The 12739-nt window shown below is 39.3% G+C and carries 6 protein-coding genes and 1 CRISPR repeat array; of the genes, 1 reads left to right on the top strand and 5 read right to left on the bottom strand.

The window, feature by feature from the left end:
- Positions 1 to 126, top strand: a 126-nt coding sequence (locus CCB157_RS18110; protein ID WP_369688683.1) for an IS3 family transposase, incomplete at its 5' end; no start/stop codon positions are given.
- A 209-nt stretch (positions 127 to 335) separates the two neighbouring features.
- A CRISPR array of direct repeats spans positions 336 to 7366; the repeat unit is 30 nt; unit sequence GTTTCAATTCCTCATAGGTAAGATCAAAAC.
- A gap of 207 nt (positions 7367 to 7573) precedes the next feature.
- Here the strand turns inward: CCB157_RS18110 and cas2 are convergent.
- The 5 genes from cas2 to cas5b form a co-directional block, all read right to left on the bottom strand.
- The gene (cas2, locus tag CCB157_RS13980; protein ID WP_077616497.1) at positions 7574 to 7837 is read right to left on the bottom strand and encodes a CRISPR-associated endonuclease Cas2; all 264 of its coding nucleotides are present in this window, start codon (positions 7835 to 7837) and stop codon (positions 7574 to 7576) included.
- 8 nt (positions 7838 to 7845) lie between these two features.
- Positions 7846 to 8850 carry a type I-B CRISPR-associated endonuclease Cas1b gene (gene cas1b / locus CCB157_RS13975; protein WP_077616496.1) on the bottom strand — a complete coding sequence of 335 codons (1005 nt, stop codon included), beginning with the start codon at positions 8848 to 8850 and terminating at the stop codon, positions 7846 to 7848.
- A gap of 2 nt (positions 8851 to 8852) precedes the next feature.
- Positions 8853 to 9362 (bottom strand): CRISPR-associated protein Cas4, encoded by a 510-nt coding sequence (gene cas4, locus CCB157_RS13970; RefSeq protein ID WP_193432307.1) that lies wholly within the window; start codon positions 9360 to 9362, stop codon positions 8853 to 8855.
- 216 nt (positions 9363 to 9578) lie between these two features.
- Entirely contained in the window at positions 9579 to 11954 is a 2376-nt protein-coding gene (locus tag CCB157_RS13965; RefSeq protein ID WP_077616495.1) for a CRISPR-associated helicase/endonuclease Cas3, read from the bottom strand.
- Entirely contained in the window at positions 11951 to 12733 is a 783-nt protein-coding gene (gene cas5b, locus CCB157_RS13960; RefSeq protein ID WP_077616494.1) for a type I-B CRISPR-associated protein Cas5b, read from the bottom strand. The genes CCB157_RS13965 and cas5b overlap by 4 nt, the downstream gene beginning before the upstream one ends.
- Positions 12734 to 12739: the final 6 nt, after the last annotated feature.

Below are 12739 nucleotides of genomic sequence, written 5' to 3'. Positions count from 1 at the left end.
TTTCAAGCTGCCAGAAGAGCCTTATTCGAATTTATAGAAGGCTGGTACAATCGGAAACGGATTCATAGCTGCTTGGGCTATATGACGCCACAAGAAACAGAAGACAGTATCAAAGGGGCAGCGTAGTGCTCTTCACAATTTTACAAGCATCCGCTTTACATGGAGTGGCGGGTGTGGCAGGCTTGTTTGCCATGCGAAAGAAATCATTGCCCCTTTCGCCCTTCGCATAACACCACGCCCGCAGAGGCTCCATGTCAAGCGACCAGCGATGTCATGAAAAATATGGCATGAGATCAAAATTAAATTTCACTTATTGGTGTCCAAAATATTGACTTAAATCCATTCCTCATAGGTAAGATATAAACCGATTAGCCTTGATCCACTCCGCATCTTGTTCCGTGTTTCAATTCCTCATAGGTAAGATATAAACACTAATAATCGAGGCTATCATACAGTCGGTCTTGTGTTTCAATTCCTCATAGGTAAGATATAAACGATATTAAGGGATATGAAGGTCTGTACAAGATTAGTAAGTTTCAATTCCTCATAGGTAAGATATAAACTTAATTTTGATTTGAGCTTAGCAATGGTCAGATCGATGTTTCAATTCCTCATAGGTAAGATATAAACTCAAACCGTTCCTGGAGAATGGCTTCTTGTTCCGGGAAGTTTCAATTCCTCATAGGTAAGATATAAACCGATTTCCAAATGACCCACGCTCTTTGGGTTTTCGAAAGTTTCAATTCCTCATAGGTAAGATATAAACAGTATTACAGGGGAAAATGTTTATGGCATCAAAAAGTTTCAATTCCTCATAGGTAAGATATAAACCCGATGTCGAGAATATGGATCGGTCGTACACGCTTAGTTTCAATTCCTCATAGGTAAGATATAAACCATTACATGAAGGAGGATGATGAGGAATGAAATTGAGTTTCAATTCCTCATAGGTAAGATATAAACACGATCAGCTTTTTGGTATGTTCTTCGCTGGTTAGAGTTTCAATTCCTCATAGGTAAGATATAAACAGGCAATAATTAATAAGGATCTCGGCGCTAAAACGAAGTTTCAATTCCTCATAGGTAAGATATAAACCGAAATCGCTCGTCCAGAACTGAAAAGAGATCGTAGTTTCAATTCCTCATAGGTAAGATATAAACATTGCTAGGCATGCGATTGCTTAGGAAAAAATCGATGTTTCAATTCCTCATAGGTAAGATATAAACTTGCCACTATCCGCGCTTTGTTCATACAAATCGACTGGTTTCAATTCCTCATAGGTAAGATATAAACGGTGTATGGAAAAAAGTCACACACACTTTCACATTGAAGTTTCAATTCCTCATAGGTAAGATATAAACTGGAACTGATCACGGAAAAGGGCCGGGAACCTTTTGCGTTTCAATTCCTCATAGGTAAGATATAAACGAGTTCACGATACGGGTCCGGCGAAAATTGTTATTGTGTTTCAATTCCTCATAGGTAAGATATAAACTGCCAATACTCAACGATTTCGGCGTATTGGATATAAGTTTCAATTCCTCATAGGTAAGATATAAACTGCGGATCAGATTTCGTTACCCACTGGTCGTTGAAAGTTTCAATTCCTCATAGGTAAGATATAAACGTCGCTTCTGGTCGGATATGATATTTCCGCGTTTGAGTTTCAATTCCTCATAGGTAAGATATAAACAATGAAGCGCTGGTTGGGGGCGGAGAGGAATCATGTTTCAATTCCTCATAGGTAAGATATAAACCGTCTCGTTCTGGCCGTTCACATTCGTTTGTCGTATAGTTTCAATTCCTCATAGGTAAGATATAAACCAAGGCCTACAAAGCACCATGATCAGTACGGATTACGTTTCAATTCCTCATAGGTAAGATATAAACAGCCATTGTGAACAAGGATCTCGGAGCCAAAACGAAGTTTCAATTCCTCATAGGTAAGATATAAACCGAACTTTGTCGAGTTTTATCGGAACGTAGTGCATATGTTTCAATTCCTCATAGGTAAGATATAAACTTTTTTCAATCAAACATCCCTCCATTCTGCGCCGAGTTTCAATTCCTCATAGGTAAGATATAAACAATTGGGAAAGTCATTGAAGTGAGGCATGATATTGAAGTTTCAATTCCTCATAGGTAAGATATAAACAACGAACTGTCTACGAAAAACTGCCGAAGTCCAGCGTTTCAATTCCTCATAGGTAAGATATAAACAGCCTGGTCTGATCGGGCATTGTTACCTTGTCCCGTTGTTTCAATTCCTCATAGGTAAGATATAAACGCGGCCGAATCATAGATAGCCAGTAATTGTGATGTGTTTCAATTCCTCATAGGTAAGATATAAACAGTATACACCAAATCCCTTGATATATCTACATTTATTGTTTCAATTCCTCATAGGTAAGATATAAACCAGTTTGAAATTTTTGGCCTGTAGAAACACCTTCAATAGTTTCAATTCCTCATAGGTAAGATATAAACTGGACTTTAGGGACATGTACGACGGTGTCCGATATTGTTTCAATTCCTCATAGGTAAGATATAAACTTTTGATGCGCTCGTCATTCCTTTTGCGATGGAATGTTTCAATTCCTCATAGGTAAGATATAAACGATGCGTCAGAGGGCGATTTCAGCGACTGGAAAACGTGTTTCAATTCCTCATAGGTAAGATATAAACAATTTATAAACTTTATCTTGAACTGAGACTTCAATAGTTTCAATTCCTCATAGGTAAGATATAAACATGAAGAAAGGAGTGTACGGAATGAACAGAAAACAAATGTTTCAATTCCTCATAGGTAAGATATAAACAATGGGAACGAAATGGGAAAGCGGATGTTCAGACGCGTTTCAATTCCTCATAGGTAAGATATAAACACTTGATGCCGCCTTCCCGATAGTCCCTTGGCCGCTGGTTTCAATTCCTCATAGGTAAGATATAAACATTGCGATTGTACTTTCTGTTATCACTCGGATTGTGGTTTCAATTCCTCATAGGTAAGATCAAAACGCAGTTTCGCAAACTCAGTCTTATTTTCTAGCAGGGTTTCAATTCCTCATAGGTAAGATCAAAACTAGACTGGGTAATTTCGAAAGACTTTCAGTGTGAGTGTTTCAATTCCTCATAGGTAAGATCAAAACAAAGTAAATAGCGATTCTGTTTCCCGCTGAAAAGCAGTTTCAATTCCTCATAGGTAAGATCAAAACCGATCATCTATGGTCCTAACTCGGACGGGATAGCCTTGTTTCAATTCCTCATAGGTAAGATCAAAACTCAGCTATTTCCTCAACCGCATAAACCTTTTCTCTGGTTTCAATTCCTCATAGGTAAGATCAAAACGATTGAGTCACCGTATCTCTGGTATGGTGGCGAAGTGTTTCAATTCCTCATAGGTAAGATCAAAACAATGGGCATGAAATCTATGTGTTTGGGATCCGGAGATTGTTTCAATTCCTCATAGGTAAGATCAAAACGACTTGCGCGAACTGCGGATCAATGATGTTTGACATGTTTCAATTCCTCATAGGTAAGATCAAAACCTGATCAAAAAAACCAGTCCATTCGTCGTTTGAGAGAGGTTTCAATTCCTCATAGGTAAGATCAAAACTCGCGGTAGGTGTAGCCTTCGGGTTTTTTGGAAATCGAAGTTTCAATTCCTCATAGGTAAGATCAAAACGTTGGAAATTTTACCAGATGGCTCGCATAAGAGCGAGTTTCAATTCCTCATAGGTAAGATCAAAACGGGACGTGCTCCCAGGGCCTCGGACTATCGAGAAATCAAGTTTCAATTCCTCATAGGTAAGATCAAAACACGTTGCTCACAAATCAAATCAATTTGAAAGCAAAGTTTCAATTCCTCATAGGTAAGATCAAAACGCACGCGTACCCGTCGCCGATTATCATTGACCCTGGTTTCAATTCCTCATAGGTAAGATCAAAACTATACTACGATATACAAAAGGATGCAATAGAAAAAAAGTTTCAATTCCTCATAGGTAAGATCAAAACGTATTGAATGATAATTGCAGACGTTGTCAATGAAGCATGTTTCAATTCCTCATAGGTAAGATCAAAACGCAACAACTTGCCGAGATCGTTCTCCTCGGCATTGGAGTTTCAATTCCTCATAGGTAAGATCAAAACGCTCGGCGCCTTCACTATTTCAAAACTTGAAAGGGGGTTTCAATTCCTCATAGGTAAGATCAAAACTCGCTTTCTCCAATATGGGAAAGCGGTTGCAGCAGCGTAGTTTCAATTCCTCATAGGTAAGATCAAAACCTCGATCACGACATTCTAACGCTCTTCCACGATTCATGTTTCAATTCCTCATAGGTAAGATCAAAACGTCTTGAGTGAAAATCATCGCCTCCCGCGGGGCGAATAGTTTCAATTCCTCATAGGTAAGATCAAAACTTGAAGGCATATAGGGAATTACCTTGGCTTGAGGAGAAAGTTTCAATTCCTCATAGGTAAGATCAAAACGGTTGTCTAAATTGACCCGGTACGCCCCCGGCGTGGAGTTTCAATTCCTCATAGGTAAGATCAAAACCTTATCCCGTATTATGACTTCAAACCCTGCGCCAAAGTTTCAATTCCTCATAGGTAAGATCAAAACGCTAAGGAAGCTTTTTGAGATACACCAAGCGACGAAGTTTCAATTCCTCATAGGTAAGATCAAAACGCGATGATTTCAAGCGTGTTCGCGGCAGTAGGCGAGAGTTTCAATTCCTCATAGGTAAGATCAAAACCATAATTGCCATAATGCCTTATACTGCGAACGGCAAGTTTCAATTCCTCATAGGTAAGATCAAAACTTTGTTTCTGGACAGGTATATACGTTGTCGTTTGAATGTTTCAATTCCTCATAGGTAAGATCAAAACCTCCCGTCGCTGATGAGACAGGCCAATCGAAAGGAGGGTTTCAATTCCTCATAGGTAAGATCAAAACCTCCGGGAAAAATTTGATCAACTGGTCATTCGAATGTTTCAATTCCTCATAGGTAAGATCAAAACTGTGCCGTAGGCAGTATGTTTGCAAGACTAGAAAATGGTTTCAATTCCTCATAGGTAAGATCAAAACGATCCAAACTTCGCCGGTGCCGCCGTTGTCGAAACCACAAGTTTCAATTCCTCATAGGTAAGATCAAAACCTTAACATCTACCGCAGTATACCGAAGTCGTTTAGGTTTCAATTCCTCATAGGTAAGATCAAAACAATTAAAATAGCCATATTGTTTTGGAATTTGACGCGTTGTTTCAATTCCTCATAGGTAAGATCAAAACTCGCCGGTTTGGAATTAAGCAATTGAAAGGGGTCATGGTTTCAATTCCTCATAGGTAAGATCAAAACGGGGAGGGGGCGTTCCCGGCGATTGTCGGGCGCCCTCGTTTCAATTCCTCATAGGTAAGATCAAAACGATCGAGGACGACGCGTTGGCGATGTATCAGCGGTATAGTTTCAATTCCTCATAGGTAAGATCAAAACTTTCTGGCGTTCGATAGCCTTCACCAATCACGAACCCAGTTTCAATTCCTCATAGGTAAGATCAAAACAACTTTGACCAGGCGCAAATGGCAGCCGTTCCTATGTTTCAATTCCTCATAGGTAAGATCAAAACCCAATCTTGAACAGACGGTCAGCCGGCAATCACAAAGTTTCAATTCCTCATAGGTAAGATCAAAACACAAAGAATCGTTAGAGATTCTACCAGACGGTACACAGTTTCAATTCCTCATAGGTAAGATCAAAACGCTGTAGACGGTGTAGGATATAAACTGCTTGGTCAGTTTCAATTCCTCATAGGTAAGATCAAAACGGATGTCAACACAAAACTTAGTATGATTTTTAAAAAGTTTCAATTCCTCATAGGTAAGATCAAAACTGACACCGGCAACGGTGGTGGATCATATCGTGCCGCAGTTTCAATTCCTCATAGGTAAGATCAAAACGATGAGGAATTCAAATCTTTTAAACGTGAATATCTTGAGTTTCAATTCCTCATAGGTAAGATCAAAACAAAAATTACAGCCGCCCGGAATCGCACCAGGCGGCCGAGTTTCAATTCCTCATAGGTAAGATCAAAACCCGACCGAAGTCTATTCCGGCATGTACGGCCGAATCGCAAGTTTCAATTCCTCATAGGTAAGATCAAAACAAAGAACTTAAAGTACCGATTGAGCGTATTGTCGAAAGTTTCAATTCCTCATAGGTAAGATCAAAACACCGAATTGAAACTGTATATGAAGGGAGTGTCGCGAGTTTCAATTCCTCATAGGTAAGATCAAAACGTTCTTATTTTACACTATGGTAGCCAGTATTAAAACAGGTTTCAATTCCTCATAGGTAAGATCAAAACTGGAAGTCAGTGAGCATGAGCAGTTGAAACGAAATGGTTTCAATTCCTCATAGGTAAGATCAAAACTACGTTGTCGATGGGGCTTGACTTCGCGTTTGGTACGGTTTCAATTCCTCATAGGTAAGATCAAAACTGGATGACTGTTTTAACATTGCCGAGTGAGATAGCGATGTTTCAATTCCTCATAGGTAAGATCAAAACTTTTGGTTTTTCACCGTTACATACGCCTCCATTCCGAGTTTCAATTCCTCATAGGTAAGATCAAAACTTGGTTTCGCGACGGAGAGAACGTTTACTATCTCAAGTTTCAATTCCTCATAGGTAAGATCAAAACCTTCGTCCCTTGTTTTGGAAAATGATCGGGTGACGGGTTTCAATTCCTCATAGGTAAGATCAAAACCGAGATAGCGAACCTTGATTAAGTCGGTATTAAGCAAGTTTCAATTCCTCATAGGTAAGATCAAAACACGAACCCAAACGGAAATACCGTCGTAACCGTCAACAAGTTTCAATTCCTCATAGGTAAGATCAAAACTAATTACGTCAAACATACATTTGACGAACTAAATATGGTTTCAATTCCTCATAGGTAAGATCAAAACATTGGAGGCGGCGCTGATGCGGTGACGAGAACGATCGAGTTTCAATTCCTCATAGGTAAGATCAAAACGAGCGTCCTGAACCCTTGGCGAATCTCAACCGTGAGAGTTTCAATTCCTCATAGGTAAGATCAAAACCTTTGAATGCCTTCAAAGCGTTATTGATACGATCTTGTTTCAATTCCTCATAGGTAAGATCAAAACGTCTTTCATCCAAGATGTTATCACTCCGTCAATAGAGTTTCAATTCCTCATAGGTAAGATCAAAACGGCGATCATGGGCAGCGTCGATATTCAATTCACGAAGTTTCAATTCCTCATAGGTAAGATCAAAACCAATCCCGGGCCATGTCTGAACTTCGGAGTTTGATGTTTCAATTCCTCATAGGTAAGATCAAAACCCCAAAAAGTTGCCGATATATCAATATTCTTCATCGGGAATAAAAATCCTTTTTTTCATGATGAATTTTTTTGATTTCCAAAAATACCGCGCTACATAAAGGATTGTTGAAAAAGCAAAATGTCGTCGATCCCCGGGGTTTTCGACGCTACTGGGGATCGACGACAATGCGCCACTTCTCCCTAACTCAATTTGTTGCTAAAAACTCTTAAATTATATTCTCATCTCCGCCTTTTTTGACACCAAATTCTTCCCGCTTGGAATATTTTTGTGTCCGGAATGTGTAAAAGATAATGGAATCCTCTTCCGGATCCATCAGGTCTTGCAATTCTTTTTTCAGCTTAAAATAGTTCGCATCGGAAATCTCGCCTTCCAAAACGGAATTTTGCACCCAATTAAGATACTTACGCGAGATTTTTAGCGCTTTGCCTACCCGCTTTTCCGCAAAATCATAAACTAAAATAACAAACATTCAATCACCTACCACATGGAACGGTAGGGCTCATATGTTTTTTCGCCCAAGATATGCTTTTGAATTTTATACAACTCTAACCGAATCAAGCGGCGGTAGGAAACCGATTTACCCAAATGCCGATGATTGACGGTCGTTTGCATCCTTTTATCAAGTTCGGCAACAAATTTTTTGCGGCCGGATTCAGTCAACAAGATACCGTTCATCTGCTTATCAAAATCTTTTTTCCCGATCATTTTCTTATTAATTAACATGAATATCAGACGATCCACCATGATTGGTTTAAAAATCTCAGCGACATCCAGATTCAAGGAAAATCTCCGAAAATTTGTGGCGTGCAGATAACCTATCCGCGGATCAAGATATGTTTTGTATATTTCACTTAATACCATGGTATAACATAAAGAATTGCCGAAACTGATCATGGCGTTCAATCGGTTTAACGGCGGGCGCTTGCTTCTCTTTTCAAAGCGGAAATCCGGGTCGTTAATGATGTAATCGAACATTTTGTAATAATCTTCTCTCGCATGTCCTTCAACCGCCATTAATTCTTCTACCGTATGGCCTTCGCTCAGTTCACTTGTCCGTTCTTTAAATTTTTCAATGAGCGCTGTGATTTCTTCTTTACCATTTTTCGCCCGCGTTTGATAATATTTTAATACCTGCCTCATCTGGGCAATGGAGCCGGCGATAAAAATTCGAGCCAGTTCCAGCCGCTTTTCTTTATCTATGTAGTGTTCCGCCTGTTTTAAAATGACATGCCCAGCATTGTAATGTTCCCGCGGATAAAAGGTGCCCGTGTAATATCCGTAATGATTAAAATAATGGATGCAAATTTCTTTGGCAGCGGCAAATTCGAGAAACCGTTTTGTGACATCCACTTCGCCAAAAATGTAAATGTCATTTGTATCTTCAACGGGAATATATTTGCGCCCGGCTTCCGATTCAAAGTATAGACTGTTATCCTTTCGTTTCAGTTCTCCGCTCGTAAAGATATACAATGTTTTTTTCATCATTAACCCTCCGCCCAACAATATTCGCGATAAGCACATTTCCGGCAAAAATTGATTTTTTTGGGCGGCGGAGGGACCGGTTGCCTGGCAATGCGGCGAATCTCTTGAATCGCCTCATCCAATTTTTCTTTCGCTTCGGGCGTCCATTCAACGACTTCACGTCGCCGCTCCTCAGGAAAGAGCAATTCGCCTTTCGCTTCAATCCCCATCTCTTTCAGGGTGTCCAAATAGAAGAGCAGTTGATAACGGGCGCTTTCTTTAAAACGAGAGGATTTTTTCACTTCGCCGAGGATTAGTTGTTGCCCATGTTTTCTGACGCGATCCACTTTAATGTTTCCAATCACGATTTCTTTTTTATCGTTTTGATACCTGTGTTCCGAAATGAACCGGCCGATATCTAGATTTTCATCGTCTTGATCGGCAGCGATTTGATGAATGATGAGCCAAAGCTCCCGGTGGCAAATGAAAAAATACCAGATATGCGTGCCGGTAACATCCATTGAAAAAGACATTTGGATCCCCCGATTTCAAATTAAATAAGATTCACCACTTTCATCCATATAACCTGTATCCTGATCATAATAATGCTTTAAATTTTCCCGTGGCACCCAAAAGAAATCTGCATTAACGCCATTTCTTTCACTAAATGTAAAAGGACGATTTTTCATATATCTTACGTACTTGTGAAGGGAACCTATTTGTTGTGGCGATCTGTTATGGATTGCCACTTACCATATAGCTGTAACTCCTTTTGTAATAAAACCTGTTTCAGGATCGTAATATTCATTAAGAGAATTGTAGGCTACATAATAATGATCATTAACTATTGGTGGACGATTTTCCACTTTCGCCGGAACTGAGACGACATATTCTTGAAACTTTTTCTTTATCCTTACCAACTTTTTATATCTTTCCAAGCCGTTCTCCATATCTATTATCTCTTGAAAAGATCCCCAAATCTTCTTAGCTTCTTCATCTAACTCAATAAAAATATCAATCTTAGGATACTCTTCTTCAATTAATTGAAAGTCTGACACGGGAATACGGTCAAGATCTTCCTCTCCTGAGAAATAGAGAGTGTTTACAGCATTTAAATATTTTATAGATTCACTTTTACTCAGCTTTTCTTTGATGATCCTATAATACTTTTCTATTAAGGGAAACAATTCTTTTTCCTTAATTTCCTTAAATTGTTGCAACAACACTTTCGTCTCTTCAATCGCCACATTCGGATAAACCAGCCCGGAGAAAGATCCTTTTTTCCCATTCCACAAATGCATAATGTAAACCGTTCCTTTGTGTAATCCGTTCCGGTTACAACGCCCAGCCGACTGAACAATGCTTTCCATAGGAGCCAGATCGCGATAAATCACATCAAAATCAAGATCTACTCCTGCCTCGATTAGCTGAGTACTCACTACAACCCGATATTTGTCCTCTTTAATTTCCTCAATCCTTTTTAATCTTTCTTTAGGTGGAATATGTGTAGATAAAAAAGCTATCGGCTCTTTCAATTTTAGTTTCAATTTAGCAAATAGTTCTTTTGCAGATGATATGGTATTTAAAATAAATAAATAGGAACACTCTGGACAAAGATTTAACCCGTCTACAAACTCCTCTATCGTTTGTTTTATTGAAACATTCGGAAACAAACGAACACGATCCATCTGATTGAAATACTTCTGCCTCTCACACAACTCGAATAATCCATCTGTTGGTTCAAATAATTCAGGCTGCGTTGCTGTCAATAGAATGACATCTGTAGCCATCCCACGCGTCAATTCGAGCAACATCTCCCGCATCAATGGCCAAAATTTTACGGGAACGGCCTGTATTTCATCGATAACCAAGATAGCGTTCGACAAACGGTGAAACTTCCGCAGTGCACGGTTACGATTGCTAATTAGAGTTTGAAACAATTGAACAAATGTTGTACAGATTAATTCGGCTTGCCAACTTTCCATTAAAACTCGAGCCTGATTCTCGTTAATTTCATAATCAGTATCACTGAATTTTTCCTCATAGGGATCCGCCATGGAATGGTGTTTCATTAGAATAAATGCATCAACTGGAAAAGACTGATATCGTAATATTTCTTCAAAAACTTTCGCATTTTGATCAATGACACTTAAAAATGGCAAAGCATAAATAATACGTGGGGCAACGCCTCTTTCACGCGTTCTACGCTCTCTTAACTGCAGAGCTGCTTTCAGAGATATAATCGTTTTTCCTAATCCAGTTGGTAAGTTTATTGAAAATAAACGACCCGACGCTTGTACAATATTTTCCTTCACTTCATGATAAGCTTTTTCACGCAGACGGTTAATCCCTACTAAACTCCAGTTCTGTTCAGCCCGATACTTATCTACACACAAAGAGTTTATTTCTTTGCGTTCCATCTTTAATTTATCCCGTAACGCAGCTTGATTTTTATCGGCATCCAACAAGAGGGAATATAGAGAACAATATTTGTAATATAACTGGGTCGTTCGGATTGTTTGGGGCTCCAACTCTCTTCGGATTTTCCTCCGCCAAAAGCGGATGTCCTTTTCAAAAAACATTTCTACCCACTGTGTAACTTGCTCTTCGGCAAGGGGATGTAAACCTTTGATTTTTTCTGGCAGGAGAGGGGCTAGATGAAATACAATATTATTCCATGCTTCATAATCAATAGCTTTTGCCTGTTCAAGCAAGGAATGACGTTCTTCTTGAGGAATATTAACTTCTGAAAACAAATTGTTCATGTTCCCATGATGGCGTTTGACGGCTAAAAATAAGAAAAGCGGTTCATATAAATCATGTTGCTGAGATTCGAGGAGCTTTTTCCCTATAAAATAGCTCACAATCGCAGATAAAAGAGAATGCCTGCTTAACAGTGTCTTCGTTTTATCTTCTGAAAGAATATAGTCTTGAAAATAAGATGTGGCTTTAGCAAAATCATGAAAAACGGCGGCCACACACAATAAATCATGTAGCCTCCGCTTGTCTTCAGATGTTTCCCAGCCAGTAAACTGACGTTGTTCCCATAACTTCTTAACGGCTTTAAGCACACCCTCCAAATGATTTTGAAGTGGTTGATCAGGATGAGAATACAAGACCTTCATAAAACCACACCTTTTTGTACAACCTTTTCCGAATGAAGTTCATTGAGGAAAACGTACCGGTATATCGTACCGTTATTTCCAATTCCTTCGTAAAAATAGCCCACATCCACTTCAATCGTTTGGCCATTCATATCAAACAGACATTCTTCATATGCCGACACAATCCTGTTGTCATCCATATCTATAGGAAGACGTTCTTTTTTGTATCTCTTCCCAGGTTGGATCCGAATCCCTTTATGTTGGATAAGAGATAACGGAACAATCGTATGCATTTCTATAGGTTCGCCTGTTGACTTTTTCAAGTGGCTGTCTATTTCATCTACAAACTGGAAGTTAGCCAATAACTCACTCAAACCGAGCGAAACTGTATAGTATGTCTTATGCTGCTGAATATGACTAAGTAGCTTGTTATATAGAACTTGATCATCCATAGAAACGAATAATCGGTACCGAACATCTTTCAAAAATTCTGTCCGAATTTGCGTTCTTGCACCTTCTCTCCGTTGTTTGGGCACCCATACATTCCCTTTAGTATTAATTAAGTTTAAACCAAACATGATTTTCTTGACCGGATGAATTAAGCCAATTCCAATGCGCGTATGAGCTTCTTTCAATTTAGTTAGATACATGTTATTTTCCTTTGATAAACCCAAGATAGCTCCAAGGATGCCATATGCGGTTGAAGGTGGAAGAACAGAGAAAGTTAAGGGGGAGGAAGTTGAATAGTATTTCCGAAAGTGCCCCCATTCCCCCCATATATCAAAAATCAATGTTCGCATGGCGCC

It is taken from the genome of Caenibacillus caldisaponilyticus (assembly GCF_002003465.1).
Classification (GTDB): domain Bacteria; phylum Bacillota; class Bacilli; order Bacillales; family Sporolactobacillaceae; genus Caenibacillus; species Caenibacillus caldisaponilyticus.
Note: the sequence above shows the minus strand (reverse complement) of the source record. Positions and strands in the feature narration are given on the sequence as shown.